Source organism: Nocardioides sp. Soil_C_8 (assembly GCF_057656315.1).
Genome location: NZ_JBDGKQ010000002.1, coordinates 666,320 through 679,817, shown reverse-complemented (window position 1 = coordinate 679,817; position 13,498 = coordinate 666,320). Strand labels below are relative to the sequence as shown.

Genomic DNA, 13,498 nt, shown 5'->3' with positions numbered 1-13,498 from the left:
CGTCCGCTCAGGCCGCCGCGGGCAGGCTCGTCATGGGCTTCCCCAGCCTGCGGGAGCGGACCGTGACCCGGTCGGCGACGTACGCCGCGTCGCGACCGACACCGGGCAGGACCATCGAGCTGAACGCGTACTGGAAGCACAGGCCGCAGAAGAACAGTCCCGGCTCGTCGGCGACGACGCCGCGCATCTCCTTCGGCCAGCCGTCCGCTCCCAGGACGGGCAGGTGGATCCAGTCGAAGGTCTGCCGGAAGCCGGTGGCCCACACGACGGTCGAGACGTCGCGCGGCGTCCCGTCGACCACCGGGCGTCCGTCGCGGACCTCCTCGACCCGGCTGGTGACGCGCTCGACCCCGCGCTCGATCAGGTCGCGCCGCTTCACGCGCAGCATGGGCCCGCCGTGGTTGCGCAGCTCGCCGACCAGCTTGCGTCCCATCGGGGTGCGGCGGGTCAGCACGTGCCGCCAGGCGAAGAGCATGACCGGGAAGACGACGCGGAACGCGGGCGACCCGAGCCGCGGCGGGATCTCGCCGCAGTCGCGACCGGCGAGGATCGTCGGGTGCGTCTGGGCGAGCTCGTAGGCGATGTCGGTGCCGGAGTGGCTCGCCCCGACGACCAGCACGGGGCCGTCGTTGACCTGGCCGGGGCGGCGGTACTCGCTGGAGTGCAGCTGCAGGATCGCCGGGTCGAGCTCCGCCGCGAGGTCGGGGACCGCGCCGGTGCGGCCGAACGTCCCGGTGCACACGACGACGCTGCGGCAGGTCCACCGACCGCGGTCGGTGGAGACGACGTAGCCGTCGCCGTCGGCGTCGAGTGCCCGCACCCGCGTGCCGAGGCGCACCGGCAGGTCGAAGGTGCGGGCGTAGGTCTCGAGGTAGTCCCCCACCGCGTCCTTGCCCGGGAAGGTCCAGCGCGGAGCGGGGAACGGCAGGCCCGGGAGGCCGTCGACGTGCGACGGCGAGTAGAGCCTCAGGCTGTCCCACTGGCGGCGCCAGTTGTCGCCGATGCGGCCCGCGGCATCGAGGATGACGAAGGGGATGCCGCGGCGCTGCAGGTGGTAGCCGGTCGCGAGGCCGGCCTGGCCCGCGCCGATGACCACGGTGTCGATGTCGGTAGTGGTGTCTGTGATGGTGTCGTCGGTGTCCATGCCGCGACGCTATTTCGCCGACGTCCCGGCGCGCGTCGGGCGCGATGCCCATCTCGGACAGCCGCAGATGGGTGGATCCACCCATCGGGCTGTCAGAGGGCGTCGAGGGTGACGACCAGGTCAGCCGCCTCGCGCGTCGCCCGCACGAGCTGCGCGTTGGGCTCGTCGACCAGGTCCACCCAGGCGCGCGCTGCGTCGGCGGGCTTGCCGAACTGCTCGTGCCGGCGGACCAGCCGCTCACGGCGTACGTCGTCGTCGACCTCGACGAACCACACGTCAGCGAGCAGGGGGCGTACGCGCTCCCAGCCGCCGGACGGCAGCAGGAGGTAGTTGCCCTCGGTGACCACGAGCCGAGCGGTCGGAGGAATGGCGACGGCCGCGGCGATCGGCTGCTCGAGCTCGCGCTCGAAGCCGGGCGCGAACAGCGTGCGGTCGGGCTCGTCGTGAAGGCGCCGCAGCGTCGCGACGAACCCGTCGACGTCGAAGGTGTCCGGTGCGCCCTTGCGGTCGCGCCTTCCGAGGCGGTCGAGCTGGACGTCGGCGAGGTGGAAACCGTCCATCGGCAGGTGGGCGACGTCGGGGCCGAGCGACTCGAGCAGGGCAGCGGTCAGCGTCGACTTGCCGGCCCCGGGTGGTCCGGTGACACCGAGCACCGCTCGACCCTCGGGCGGGACGAGCGCCCGCGCGCGGGCGACGAGCGAGGTCAGCACCTACCGCGTCCCGTAGGTCCGGCTCACGACCTCGTCGAAGACCCGGTCCGGCAGCAGGTCGCGCGACGTGGTGATCACCCGTGCGCCGCGACCGACCGGGTAGCGCGCGGCGGGACGCTTCGCCAGCGCGGCCTTCACGATCTTGTCCGCCACCTCGTCGGGGGTCGAGGCGCGCTCCGGCTCGTCGAAGCGCTCCATGACGCCGTGCGCGTGGCGGGCGTACGACGAGTAGGGGCCGTCGCCGGACCGCTCGAGCAGCGAGTCCCGGGCGATCTCGTTCCACTCCGTGCGGATCGGACCGGGCTCGATGAGGACCACCTGCACGCCGAAGGGGCGCAGCTCCATCCGGAGGCTGTCGCTGAAGCCCTCCACCGCGAACTTCGTGGCGTGGTACCAGGCGCCGAACGGCTCGTAGAACTTCCCGCCGATCGAGGAGATGTTGATGATCCGCCCGGACCGCTGGGCGCGCATGTGCGGTGTGACGAGCTGGACGAGGCGGGCCAGGCCGAAGACGTTCACCTCGAACTGCCGGCGCGCCTCGTCGATCGGGACGTCCTCGACGGCGCCGTACGAGCCGTAGCCGGCGTTGTTGACGAGGACGTCGATCCGCCCCTGCTCGTCGACGATCCGGTCGATGCCGGCGACCATCGAGGCGTCGTCGGTGACGTCCATGGCGAAGGTGTGCACGCCGAGGTCGGACAGTGAGGCCATCCGGTCGACGCGGCGGGCGACGGCGTACACGACGAAGCCCTTGGCGAGCAGGGCGCGGGCGGTGCTCTCGCCGATGCCGGACGAGCCACCGGTGACCAGCGCGACGGGGGAGGTCATGTGACGAGCGTACGGTCGGCACATGCCCGACCTCGAGGAGACGTTGCGACCGTTCGTGGACTCCGGCGACATCCCGGGCCTCGTCGCCCTCGTGGCGCGGGGGGAGCGCGCCGACGTCGTCGTCCTCGGCACCCAGGGCTCGAGCGGCACGCCGATGGCGCGTGACTCGCTGTTCCGCGGGGCGTCGATCACCAAGCCGGTGATGGCTGCGTTGACGATGACGCTGGTCGAGGACGGCCGCATCGACCTCGACGCCCCGGTCGCCGACCTGCTCCCCGAGCTCGCGGAGCCGCGGGTGCTGCGCACGCTCGAGAGCCCGATCGACGACACGGTCGCGTGCGAGCGCCCGATCACCGCACGGCACCTGCTCACCGGGACGGCTGGCCACGGCTTCAGCACGTGGGAGTCGGCGGTGACGCCGCTGCTCATGGAACGGCTGCACCAGGCCGCGGACGACGTCCACGAGGTGCCGGAGCCCGACGAGTGGATGCGCCGCCTCGCGACGATCCCGCTGATGCACCAGCCCGGCGACGGCTGGACCTACAACGCGTCCTTCGACGTGCTCGGCGTCCTCGTGGCGCGTGCGGCCGGACAGGACCTCGCCGACGTGATGGCCGAGCGGCTGCTCGAGCCGCTCGGCATGGTGGACACCGGCTTCCACGTGCCCGCAGACAAGGTCGACCGGTTCACAACGATGTACGGCGCCGACGACGGCGCGCTGGTCGTGCGCGACGAGCCCGACGGGTTCTTCACCCGCCCGCCGACCTTCCCCTCCGGGTCGGGCGGGCTCGTCACCACCGCGGACGACTGGCTCGCCTTCGGCCGGATGCTGGTCGCCGGAGGAGAAGGCCCGCGCGGCGGCGTCCTCTCCGCGGGCTCGGTGCGGCTGATGACGACCGACCACACCACCGCGCGGCACCGCGAGATGGGCGGCTTCTTCCTGGACGGGCAGGGGTGGGGCTTCGGCGGTGGCGTCGACACCGAGCCGATCGACCCGTGGAACGTGGTCGGCCGCTACGGCTGGGTCGGCGGCACCGGCACGTCGGCGTACGTCCATCCCGACGGCACCGTCGCCGTCCTCCTGACGCAGGTGGTGCTCGGCTCGCCCGGCGTCGAGGAGCTGCTCGAGGCGTTCTGGACGGTGACGGCCGGCTGAGCACACCCCGTTGGACGGTTGTCCCGCCACGGCGCCTCACTACGGTGGGTCGCATGACTGACGAGGTGAAGCAGGCAGCGATCGAGGCCGCGCAGCGAGTGGTCGACGAGGTCTCCTCCTGGCAGTACAGCGCGGAGGACAGCACCATCGCCGAGCAGCTCGACCAGGGGCTGGCCAAGGCGAAGGTGTCGGTGAGCGACGACGAACGCACGCGCATCCTCGCGGAGATCGACGGCATGAAGGACGAGAAGTCGTCTGCTCCGCAGGTCAGGTCCGCGGCGCCGGTGGAGTGACGTCATGGACGTACGCGGACTGCTGACCGAGGGCTTCGGCCGGATCACCGAGCTGTACGCCGGCATCGCCGAGGGTCTCGACGACGAGACGCTCCACCACCGTCCGGGCGGCACCGGCAACCCGGTCGGGTGGCTGCTGTGGCACCTGGCGCGGGTGCAGGACGACCACGTCGCCGACCTCGCCGGCGAGACGCAGGTCTGGGAGCGGTTCCAGGACCGCTTCCGCCTGCCCAACGGCACCGACGACATCGGCTTCGGCCACACGAGCGAGCAGGTCGACGCGCTGCGGATCGAGGACCCGGCGCTGCTCGTCGAGTACCACCACGACATCACGCTCGCAACCGCGCGCTACCTGCAGACCGTCGACGAGGCGGAGCTCGAGCGCGAGGTCGACCAGCGGTGGGACCCGCCGGTCACCGCGGGGCAGCGGCTGATCAGCATCCAGGGTGACTGCCTGCAGCATCTGGGGCAGGCTGCCTACGTGAAGGGACTTCTCGGGTCACGCACGTCCTGACGGGGGCGGTGTCGAGGCCATCCCTAACCCGACTAACCTAGTCGAGTTAGTTGTCAAGGCCGAAAGGAATCACCATGCCCTCCTCCCACCGCCCGTTCAGCATCGACCGCCGAGGCTTCATGGGACTGGTGGGGGCCGCGGGCATCGCGTACGCCGCCAGCTCCTGCGCCGGTCCGGGCTCGACCTCCAGCGGCGGCGGGGCCGCGCCGACGGGCGGGTCCGCGACCGACACGATCTCCTTCGCGCACTGGCGCGCCGAGGACCAGCAGGTCTTCGACAAGATCATCGCGGGCTTCGTCGAGGCCAACGGCGACGCCGGGGTGAAGCAGGACATCTCGCCGTCGCAGGACTACCAGTCCAGCGCGATCCAGCGGCTGCGCGGCGGCGAGGTCGGTGACGCGTTCACCGCGTTCCGGGGTGCGCAGTTCGAGGACATGGTCTCCGCCGGCCTCTTCGCCGAGCTCACCGACCAGGACTTCGTCTCCGCCTACAGCGACCGCTTCACCCCGGTCGGGCAGAAGGACGACGTCCAGCACGGCCTGCCCTACCAGGTCGTCTTCCTCCAGCCGATCTACAACGTCGACCTCTTCGAGGAGGCCGGCGTCTCCGAGCTCCCGCAGGACTGGGACGGGTTCCTCGCGCTGTGCGAGCAGCTCAGGTCGGCCGGCGTCACCCCGATCGCGTGGCCCGGTGGCGACGCCGGCAACGCCGCGCAGCTGTTCAACTCGATGACGATGAACAACGCCCCCTCCGACGACTTCGGCACGAAGATCGAGGCCGGCGAGTACAAGTGCACCGACGACTGGTTCCTCAAGACGCTGGGCCAGTACGCCGAGCTGGCGCCGTACATGCAGAAGAACGCCTCCGGCAGCGCCCCCGAGCCGCTGCAGCAGCTCTTCACCGAGCAGAAGGCCGGCATGCTCGCGACCGGCAGCTACCACATCGCGGCCACCCGCGCCCTGGGTGCGGAGTTCGCGATGGACATCCTCGCGCCGATCACCACGACCGCCGAGGAGGCGCGCTTCGAGGGCGTGCACAACGCGACGTTCATCCTCGGCGTCAACAGCAGCTCCGAGAAGCAGGAGACAGCCGTCGCCTGGCTGGAGCACCTGTCCGACCCCGAGGTCGCGGGGGAGTACGCCAACGGCACCGCGCAGCACGTGACGGTCGACGGCGTGGAGTACACGAACGAGGACCTCAAGCGCATCGAGCCGTGGCTGTCGAGGAACACCGCCCTGGCTCCCCGCTACCAGTTCCTCGACCTCGACGTGGAGGCTGCCGTCGAGGCCGCGTGCGTGGCGGTCGTCGGCGGCCAGTCCCCTGAGCGGGCAGCCGAGGAGGCCCAGAAGATCGTCGACGAGCAGATCGGATGAAGAAGCTGACCGGGCCGGGACGCCCCCACCCGGCCCTCTACCTCTTCCCCCTCCCCGCGGTCGTCCTCTACGTCGTCTTCTTCGTCATCCCGACGGTGCAGGCGGTGCAGTACGCCACGACCGACTGGGACGGCTTCAGCCCCGACTACGAGAGCGTCGGCGCCGACAACCTCGTCAAGCTCGCCACCGGCGGCGACTCGCTGTTCACCAACGCCCTGACCAACAACCTCAAGTTCCTGCTCGTCGTCGTGGTGCTGCAGACCCTGCTCTCACTGGGCCTGGCGCTGATGCTGCTGCGCAACACGAAGGTGTCGGTCTTCGTGCGCTCGGTCTACTTCCTACCCGCGATCCTGTCGTCGGTGTCGGTGGCCTTCATCTGGCGCTTCGTCTACGACCCCAACGTCGGGCCGATCAACCAGGCGCTCGGTGCGGTCGGGCTCGAGTCCCTGCAGTCGGGCTTCCTCGGCGACCCGGACCAGGCGATCTACTGGGTCGCGATGACCCAGGTGTGGGCGCACGCCGGGCAGCTGATGGTCATCTTCATCGCCGGCCTCCAGCAGATCCCCGAGGACCTCTACGAGGCCGCGCGGCTCGACGGCGCCGGGCGTTGGCAGCAGTTCCGCCACGTCACGTGGCCGCTGGTCGCGCCGACGACGGCGATCGTCGTCGCCTACACGACGATCCAGTCGTTCAAGGCCTTCGACCTGATCCTCGGCCTGGGCGGCAACCCACCGCGCCGCTCGCTCGACATCCTGTCCACCCGCATCTACACGACGTTCACCAACTCCGAGTTCGGCTACGCCGCAGCCGAGTCGCTGCTCTTCATGGCGATCATCCTCGCCGTGACGGTCCTGCAGCGGCGGGCGCTCGCGCTGACCCAGAAGGGAACGTGACGACGCGATGACCGCCACCGTCAGCCGCCGGGTGCTCCTCACCGGCTACACGCTGCTGATCCTGATGCCGCTGTCGCTCGTGCTGACCGGGAGCTTCAAGAGCACGCCCGAGCTGTTCGCCTCGCCCTTCGGCCTGCCCGACTCCCTCGGCCTCGACAACTACCGCACCGTGCTGGGCGAGCAGGCGATGTCGACGGCCCTGCGCAACAGCGCGCTCGTCACGGCCGGCGGGGTGACCCTCACGCTGGTGCTGGCCATCCTGGCGGCGTACGGCGTCGCGCGGATCCCGGGGTGGCGGGGCTGGGTGATCCACGGCTTCCTCGTGCTCGGGATGGCCGTGCCGGCGCAGGCCAACATGATCCCGCAGTACGTCCTCTTCGACCAGCTCGGCCTGCTCAACAGCCTGGTCGGCCTGGTGCTCATCGAGACGGTGGTGTCCCTGCCCGTCGCGGTCTTCATCCTCGCCGGGTTCATGCGCACGCTGCCGCCCGAGCTCTACGAGGCCTCCGCCCTCGACGGCGCCGGCCCGTGGCGCACGCTGCAGTCGGTCGTGCTGCCGCTGTCGCTGCCGTCGATCGCGGCCACCGCGATCTTCCTCGTGGTGATCCAGTGGAACGACCTGCTCTACCCGCTGCTGTTCATCCAGACGCCGGAGAAGCGGACGCTGCCGCTCGCGCTGCTCGACTTCCAGGGCGAGTTCCTCACCAACTACCCGCTTCTCTTCACCGGTGTCATCGTGGCGTCGACGCCGCTGGTGATCGCGTACGTCTTCCTGCAGCGCTACTTCGTGGCCGGGCTGACCGCGGGCTCGGTGCGGGGCTGACGTCCCTCACGCCGTGCTGCACGGTCAGCCGCGGTCCTGCGCCAGCCGGTGGACCGCGTCAGCCACCCGCGTCCCGAACATGACCGGGTCGTTGTGGTCCGCACCCTCGAGCACCACCCGCTCGGCGAGCACGGGCACCCGGTCGGCGACCCGGGCGCTCAGCCCGGTCGGTACGACGCTGTCGCGGTCGCCGTAGATCACGGTGACCGGCACCGTGCTCGCCGCGAGCGGCTCCAGGACGGGGAACCGGTCGCGGAGCAGGGTGCGCACCGGCAGCCACGGGTAGTGGTGGCGCCCGACGTCGGCCAGGTCGGTGAACGGCGACCGCAGCGCGATGGCGGCCGGCTCGTGGCGCTGCTGGAGGCCCGCCACGACACCCGAGCCGAGGGACTCCCCGAAGAAGATCGTCCGGTCCGGCGGGTACCCGAGGTCGTCGAGGGCCTGCACGGCGGCGTCCGCGTCAGCGGCCAGACCGTCCTCGCTCGGACTGCCGGGGTTGCCGCCGTAGCCGCGGTAGTCCACGAGCAGCACCGCGAGCCCGCGCTCGCCGAGCAGCCCGGCGAGCCCCGCCCGCCCGGCGCGGTTGCCGCCGTTGCCGTGGGCGAGCAGGACGGCCATCCCGGTGTCGCGGGCCTCGGTGGGCGGCAGGAACCAGGCACCGAGCTCGAGCCCGTCGGACGTCGTCAGGATGACGTCGCGGGCGCCCGGCAGGACCGTGCCTGCGGGCGGTACGTCGCCGGCGTCCGGGAAGTAGATGTGCTGCCGCTGGAGGCTCCAGGTCAGGGCCAGCAGCGCGCTCGCCACTGCGACGACAGCGACCACCGCTCCCACGACGAACCTCCCGCGCCGAGACCGGACCATCGCTCCATGCTGGCACGCGTGCCTAGGCTGGCCGGATGACGACGCGGTGGCTCTTCGGCGACCAGCTCGGCCCGCACTTCGTCGACGACCACCGGGGCCCCTTGCTGATGGTCGAGTCGACCGGCGTCTTCCGGCGCCGGCGGTTCCACAGGGCCAAGGCGCACCTCGTGCTCAGCGCGATGCGGCACCGTGCCGCCGAGCTGGGCGACCGGCTGACCTACGTGAAGGCGGAGACGTACGCCGAGGTGGTGCGACCGCTCGCGGCTGACGGGGACGTCGAGGTCGTGCACCCGACGTCGTACGCCGCGCTGGGGCTGGTCGAGCGGCTCGGCTGCACCGTCCTGCCACCTCGCGGCTTCGCCACCGCCCGTGAGGACTTCGAGCGCTGGGCCGAGGGCCGCCGGGGCAAGCGGCTGCTGATGGAGGACTTCTACCGGCGGGCGCGACAGGCGCACGGCGTGCTCGTCGACGGAGGTGAGCCGGCGGGCGGCCAGTGGAACTTCGACCACGACAACCGCCAGCCTCCGCCGAAGGACGCCGACACGCTCGGGGTCACCGAGCCGTGGTGGCCCGACGAGGACGACATCGACGCACAGGTGCGCGAGGACCTCGACAGGTGGGAGCGCGACGGCGAGGTGTCGTTCATCGGGCGTGACGGGCCACGGATCTTCCCCGCGACGCGACGCCAGGCGCTGAGGGCGCTCGACCACTTCGTCGAGCACCGGCTGCCCGAGTTCGGGGCGCACGAGGACGCGATCCTCGAGGGCGACCCGTGGATGGCGCACAGCCTGGTCAGCGCGCCGATGAACCTCGGCCTGCTCGATCCCCTCGAGGTCGTCGAGCGTGCGGAGGAGGCGTACCGCGCGGGTGCGGCACCGATCGAGAGCGTCGAGGGGTTCGTCCGGCAGGTCATCGGGTGGCGCGACTACGTCTGGCACGTCTACTGGCACATGGGCGACGGCTACCGACGGTCCAACGAGCTGCGCGCGACGCAACGGATCCCGCAGTGGTTCGCCGAGCTCGACGGCGACGCGACCGACGCGCGCTGCCTCTCCCACACCCTCGACCAGGTCGCGGAGCACGGCTGGGTGCACCACATCCCGCGGCTGATGGTGCTGGGGTCGTACGCCCTGCAGCGCGGGTGGGCGCCGACGCAGGTGACTGACTGGTTCCACCGGGCCTTCGTCGACGGCTACGACTGGGTGATGGTGCCGAACATCGTCGGGATGTCGCAGCACGCCGACGGCGGGCAGATGATGACGAAGCCCTACACCTCGGGCGGCGCCTACATCAACACGATGAGCGACCACTGTGGTTCGTGCCGATTCGACCCCAAGGTGCGGGTGGGGGAGGACGCGTGCCCGTTCAGCGCGGGGTACTGGTGGTTCCTCGACCGGCACCGCGAGAGGTTCGAGGGCAACCACCGCATGTCGCGCGCGGTGCGCGGGCTCGACCGGCTGAAGGACCTCGCCGAGCTCGTCGAGCAGGAGGACGCGCGCGGCAACCGAGCGCCGTGAGCCCTGCACCGGGCGCGGGAGAGCACCGTGCAGGCAGTTCGCGGCTCGCCGCGGCCTGCTGAGCGTGGCACCACGGACTGCACGCGCGAACTGCCTGCATGGTGCGCACCTGCCGCGGGCGTCTCCACCGGATCAGGTGCAGGGGAGGGAGCCGAGGCGGGCGAGGCCCTCGCGGTCGCCGGGCCCGAGGTCCACCTGCCCGGTGTTGGAGGCGTACATCAGTTCCATCGGCTCGCTGACGTGGCCGAGCCCGACGACGTGGGCGACCTCGTGCAGGACGATCCCCTCCATCACCCGCGGCTGCTGAGCGACGGTCGTGGCGGTGAAGGCCTCGACGTCGAGGACGATGCCGCCGCTGACGTACCGGAGCCGTCCACCGCTGCCGCTCTCGGCGACGGCGCCGCCGACGCCGGCGACCTGCCCGGCGAGGTCGGGGTACTCACCGGCGTCCGCCCACCCGATGACGACCGGCTCCGGGCGACCGAAGAGCTTCACGCCGCCGGGGAACGGCCGGTCGTCGGTCTCGCCCTCGTCCTCGAACGCCAGGCCGGTGGCCGCGCTCGCGCGGTCCAGCGCCCTGCGGACCAGGTCGCTGCCGCCGGGCGGCCCGCCGGCGGGGTTGATCCGGTAGCGGATCTCCTCGCACGGGTCCCACCCGACCGGCTCGTCGCTGTCGGGCTGCGTCATCGCCCACGTGTACGTCCCGCCCTGCCGTACGACGCTCGGAGCCGCCAGCGGTCGCTCGGCGCCGAGGCCGACCGCTCGCCGGACCGGGTCGAGCTGCTCCGCCGGGTGCCATGCCACGACCGCCGCCAGCATCGCGGCTGTGGCAGCGAGCGTCAGGGTCGTCGCGGAGCGGGGCACCGGGACAGTGTGGCTGGTGACGCCTCGTGTCGTGAGTGATTCATCAAGAGCTCGACGAGTGGTGCTCTCGGCGCCTGCGCGCGGACGACCGACCGGCTGCTCCGGGGCTCCACCGCGCCAACGCGCACGACCGCCAGTGCGGCATCTGCCCGTTAGTCACGTCCCGGGACAGTGGCTGCGTAGCTGCAGCACGTCAGGCGTGTGGTCAGGTGGTGACGCGATCCGAGGAGACCAGCGCCTGCAGCCAGGTCGACGGCAGCGTGTCGGGATCGAGGTCAAGGAGTAGGTCGACGTCGGCTGCCAGTGGCTTTGCTTGCTCGACGTCGATGGGCCACGGCAGCTCGACCAAGCGCGCTTCCGGGTGGTGGTCGACGAACCGCCGGAACGCGTCGCGGCACAGGTCGGGGAAGTCGGGCTCGGACCGGTCGTGGCCGAGGCCGGCGAGAGACCAAGCGAACATGTAGAGCGGCAGGATCCCGTTGAAGGCGTACTCCTCCTCGACCTCCTCCAACAGGTGCTCGACGGCTGTTGAGGTCATAGCAGCGGGTTTCCCTCCAGCGGGATCTTGGTCCTGGTCCCATTCTGCGACACGACCGCGTACGGGCCGTGGGTGATGGGGTCCGGCCGGTTTCCCGGATAGCCGTCCATGACACGAATCTGACGGCCTAGATGGTCCGGGTCAAGGAACTTCCTGCCCGAGCCGGCTCTCGCCGGTACCTCGTCCCACCCAGATAGGAGTCGGCTCACGTCGTCCGCCGAGAGACCTCTGAGCGAGGTCGGGTCGAAGCGCCTTGGGTCCCCCAGATAGCGAGAGGCTCGGACGAGTCGGTCGGGCAGCCACCTGCCCGGATGCCTGATCGTGCCGGCCTCACCGCGGGCCGGCACCCGGAGGAACTTCTCCAGCCTCGACCGGACGGTGGCGAGCTCGTCCGCGGCGCGCTCGAGCCTCGTGGCGGCGGTGGTCGCGCCGGCGCGCAGGGTGACCAGCAGTGCGTGGAACCGGGGCGCCACCGACCGCACGCGGGCGGCGGCAGCGGCACCTGCGGCTCCGCCAGCGAGACCGCCGGAGATGCCGGCGGCGATCACCGAGATGACGGCACCTTCGACGATCATCTGCGCGACCTCGGCGAGGAGGGCACGGGTCCGGTCGCGCGCGGCCTCGACCGCGGCGGCGTAGTCCTCGCAGGCCGTCGCCATGCCCGACAGCTGCCACGCGGTGTCGCCGACGAGGGTGGTGAGCTCGGCGAGGGCGTCGACGGCGAGCGGGACCTCCGGCGAGCGCTGCACCTCGACGAGCGTGACGGCGACGTCGACGTAGTCCGCGAGCCGGGACGTCGAGGAGGCAGCCTGTCGCCAGGCCTCCGCGGCGGCACGCAGTGCGTCGACGTCTGCCCCGGGCCAGACGAAGCCCTCGACCTGGTCGAGGATCCACTCGTCCACCACGCCGAGGGAGGGCTCGTCGGCACCGACGCTCGCAGGCACCGCCGGAGGCAGGATCCGCACGAAGGCGCCGTCGTCGAGCGCGGTGCGGTCGTCGTACGCGCTCCCGGCGGCCGCGGCCTCCGCGCGGACGTGGTTGTCGCCGGTCGCGGCGAGCAGCCGTCCGGCGCCGGTGAAGGCGTGCGTCAGGTCCGCGAGCGACGCCATCGCTTCCGCCGCGCCGGCGTCGTACGCCCTGGAGAACTCGGCGCTGGTGGCGTCGTCGCCGGCCATGCCGGAGGTGCCGCCGAGCCTCGAGCCGAGGGACTGCGTGAGAAGGGCAGCGACCTGGTTGGCCGTCAGGCAAGCGTCCGCCGCCCGGCTGAAGCCGCTGCACTCCACCGTGATCCGCACGTCGTCCACCCTCGCCGAGCCGGCACGGGCAGTGGCAGGGGTCGCGACGGATCTGTGGAGGAAGGGGCTCGTCGTCCACAGATGCCGACCCGCGCGTTTCCCGACGCGCCGGACGGGCACGGGACCCCCCACACCCCGACCGACGAGGAGGACGCATGGCGCTCGACCCACGCTTCACCGGCTGCATCCGGATCCAGCCGGCCCTCAACGACGCCGAGGGCGACTTCCTCCTCGGCGTCCTCGACTCCGACGGCACGCTGCGTGGAACGCCGACGGGGCGCGGCGACAGGGACGTCCCGTTCGCACGCCTCGCGTGGGGGCCGTGCCTCGACGGCTGCTGCCTCCAGTGGAACCCCTACCTCGAGGACGCGAGGTGGATGGTCGAGTCGCTCCGCTTCGTGGTCGACCACCTGCTGCGGCCGGGCGCGAAGGGTGAGGGCCACCCGAGACTGGCCGGCTTCACCTTCGACCACGAGGTCACCGGCGTCGTCGTGGGACGGGGCCTCGAGGAGCCCACGACGCGGATGGTCATGGTTCAGGACAACGAGGTGTCCGGGTCGGTGGTGCCGACCCCCTGCGAGGACGTGACCGCGAGGTCGCAGCCGGCGCGGTCGCACGGTGGGCGGTTCGCCAACGTCATCGAGCTCCGGCCGCGCCGAGCATGACCGCGTGCGGACCAGTGGAACCAT

At 71.6% G+C, this 13,498-nt stretch carries 15 protein-coding genes; 8 read left to right on the top strand and 7 right to left on the bottom strand.

What is annotated here, in order from left to right:
* Nucleotides 1–7 precede the first annotated feature (7 nt).
* The 3 genes from AC3A3L_RS13090 to AC3A3L_RS13080 all read right to left on the bottom strand — a co-directional run bounded on the left by AC3A3L_RS13090 (nt 8) and on the right by AC3A3L_RS13080 (nt 2,682).
* Nucleotides 8–1,144, bottom strand: a complete 1,137-nt coding sequence (locus AC3A3L_RS13090) for a flavin-containing monooxygenase (protein WP_487640467.1) — start codon at nt 1,142–1,144, stop codon at nt 8–10.
* Between the two features lie 92 nt (nt 1,145–1,236).
* The gene (locus AC3A3L_RS13085) at nt 1,237–1,854 is read right to left on the bottom strand and encodes a nucleoside/nucleotide kinase family protein (protein WP_487640466.1); all 618 of its coding nucleotides are present in this window, start codon (nt 1,852–1,854) and stop codon (nt 1,237–1,239) included.
* Nucleotides 1,855–2,682 carry an oxidoreductase gene (locus AC3A3L_RS13080; protein WP_487640465.1) on the bottom strand — a complete coding sequence of 276 codons (828 nt, stop codon included), beginning with the start codon at nt 2,680–2,682 and terminating at the stop codon, nt 1,855–1,857.
* Between the two features lie 22 nt (nt 2,683–2,704).
* Between AC3A3L_RS13080 and AC3A3L_RS13075 the strand changes: the two genes are divergently transcribed.
* The 6 genes from AC3A3L_RS13075 (at nt 2,705) to AC3A3L_RS13050 (ending at nt 7,734) form a co-directional block, all read left to right on the top strand.
* Complete coding sequence (locus AC3A3L_RS13075) at nt 2,705–3,838, top strand: serine hydrolase domain-containing protein (protein WP_487640464.1); 1,134 nt, start codon at nt 2,705–2,707, stop codon at nt 3,836–3,838.
* A gap of 53 nt (nt 3,839–3,891) precedes the next feature.
* On the top strand, nt 3,892–4,131 hold the full coding sequence (locus AC3A3L_RS13070; protein ID WP_487640463.1) for a hypothetical protein: 240 nt from the start codon (nt 3,892–3,894) through the stop codon (nt 4,129–4,131).
* A 4-nt stretch (nt 4,132–4,135) separates the two neighbouring features.
* Complete coding sequence (locus tag AC3A3L_RS13065) at nt 4,136–4,645, top strand: mycothiol transferase (RefSeq protein WP_487640462.1); 510 nt, start codon at nt 4,136–4,138, stop codon at nt 4,643–4,645.
* A 74-nt stretch (nt 4,646–4,719) separates the two neighbouring features.
* Nucleotides 4,720–6,018, top strand: a complete 1,299-nt coding sequence (locus tag AC3A3L_RS13060) for an ABC transporter substrate-binding protein (protein ID WP_487640461.1) — start codon at nt 4,720–4,722, stop codon at nt 6,016–6,018.
* A complete protein-coding gene (locus tag AC3A3L_RS13055) occupies nt 6,015–6,911 on the top strand; it encodes a carbohydrate ABC transporter permease (RefSeq protein WP_487640460.1) in 897 nt (298 codons plus the stop codon). The genes AC3A3L_RS13060 and AC3A3L_RS13055 overlap by 4 nt, the downstream gene beginning before the upstream one ends.
* Nucleotides 6,912–6,918: 7 nt before the next feature.
* Complete coding sequence (locus AC3A3L_RS13050; RefSeq protein WP_487640459.1) at nt 6,919–7,734, top strand: carbohydrate ABC transporter permease; 816 nt, start codon at nt 6,919–6,921, stop codon at nt 7,732–7,734.
* 24 nt (nt 7,735–7,758) lie between these two features.
* On the opposite strand, the gene AC3A3L_RS13045 is transcribed toward AC3A3L_RS13050, so the two are convergent.
* Nucleotides 7,759–8,595: an alpha/beta hydrolase gene (locus tag AC3A3L_RS13045; protein WP_487640458.1), complete on the bottom strand. Its 837-nt coding sequence runs from the start codon at nt 8,593–8,595 to the stop codon at nt 7,759–7,761.
* Nucleotides 8,596–8,630: 35 nt separating this feature from the next.
* On the opposite strand from AC3A3L_RS13045, the gene AC3A3L_RS13040 reads away from it, so the two are divergent.
* Entirely contained in the window at nt 8,631–10,112 is a 1,482-nt protein-coding gene (locus AC3A3L_RS13040; protein ID WP_487640457.1) for a cryptochrome/photolyase family protein, read from the top strand.
* 132 nt (nt 10,113–10,244) lie between these two features.
* Here the strand turns inward: AC3A3L_RS13040 and AC3A3L_RS13035 are convergent, their stop codons facing one another.
* From AC3A3L_RS13035 to AC3A3L_RS13025, 3 genes are all read right to left on the bottom strand, one after another.
* Entirely contained in the window at nt 10,245–10,976 is a 732-nt protein-coding gene (locus AC3A3L_RS13035) for a matrixin family metalloprotease (RefSeq protein ID WP_487640456.1), read from the bottom strand.
* 205 nt (nt 10,977–11,181) lie between these two features.
* Complete coding sequence (locus AC3A3L_RS13030; protein WP_487640455.1) at nt 11,182–11,514, bottom strand: hypothetical protein; 333 nt, start codon at nt 11,512–11,514, stop codon at nt 11,182–11,184.
* Entirely contained in the window at nt 11,511–12,809 is a 1,299-nt protein-coding gene (locus AC3A3L_RS13025) for a hypothetical protein (RefSeq protein ID WP_487640454.1), read from the bottom strand. Before AC3A3L_RS13025 ends, AC3A3L_RS13030 begins: the two co-directional genes overlap by 4 nt.
* Before the next feature lie 155 nt (nt 12,810–12,964).
* Between AC3A3L_RS13025 and AC3A3L_RS13020 the strand changes: the two genes are divergently transcribed.
* Entirely contained in the window at nt 12,965–13,474 is a 510-nt protein-coding gene (locus tag AC3A3L_RS13020) for a hypothetical protein (protein ID WP_487640453.1), read from the top strand.
* Nucleotides 13,475–13,498 lie beyond the last annotated feature (24 nt).

Excerpts from the sequence above, each read along its gene's own strand:
- AC3A3L_RS13090 (WP_487640467.1), bottom strand. The coding sequence starts at position 1,144 with ATGGACACCGACGACACCATCACAGACACCACTACCGACATCGACACC.
- AC3A3L_RS13080 (WP_487640465.1), bottom strand. The coding sequence starts at position 2,682 with ATGACCTCCCCCGTCGCGCTGGTCACCGGTGGCTCGTCCGGCATCGGC.
- AC3A3L_RS13075 (WP_487640464.1), top strand. The coding sequence starts at position 2,705 with ATGCCCGACCTCGAGGAGACGTTGCGACCGTTCGTGGACTCCGGCGAC.
- AC3A3L_RS13070 (WP_487640463.1), top strand. The coding sequence starts at position 3,892 with ATGACTGACGAGGTGAAGCAGGCAGCGATCGAGGCCGCGCAGCGAGTG.
- AC3A3L_RS13065 (WP_487640462.1), top strand. The coding sequence starts at position 4,136 with ATGGACGTACGCGGACTGCTGACCGAGGGCTTCGGCCGGATCACCGAG.
- AC3A3L_RS13060 (WP_487640461.1), top strand. The coding sequence starts at position 4,720 with ATGCCCTCCTCCCACCGCCCGTTCAGCATCGACCGCCGAGGCTTCATG.
- AC3A3L_RS13055 (WP_487640460.1), top strand. The coding sequence starts at position 6,015 with ATGAAGAAGCTGACCGGGCCGGGACGCCCCCACCCGGCCCTCTACCTC.
- AC3A3L_RS13050 (WP_487640459.1), top strand. The coding sequence starts at position 6,919 with ATGACCGCCACCGTCAGCCGCCGGGTGCTCCTCACCGGCTACACGCTG.
- AC3A3L_RS13045 (WP_487640458.1), bottom strand. The coding sequence starts at position 8,595 with ATGGTCCGGTCTCGGCGCGGGAGGTTCGTCGTGGGAGCGGTGGTCGCT.
- AC3A3L_RS13040 (WP_487640457.1), top strand. The coding sequence starts at position 8,631 with ATGACGACGCGGTGGCTCTTCGGCGACCAGCTCGGCCCGCACTTCGTC.
- AC3A3L_RS13030 (WP_487640455.1), bottom strand. The coding sequence starts at position 11,514 with ATGACCTCAACAGCCGTCGAGCACCTGTTGGAGGAGGTCGAGGAGGAG.
- AC3A3L_RS13020 (WP_487640453.1), top strand. The coding sequence starts at position 12,965 with ATGGCGCTCGACCCACGCTTCACCGGCTGCATCCGGATCCAGCCGGCC.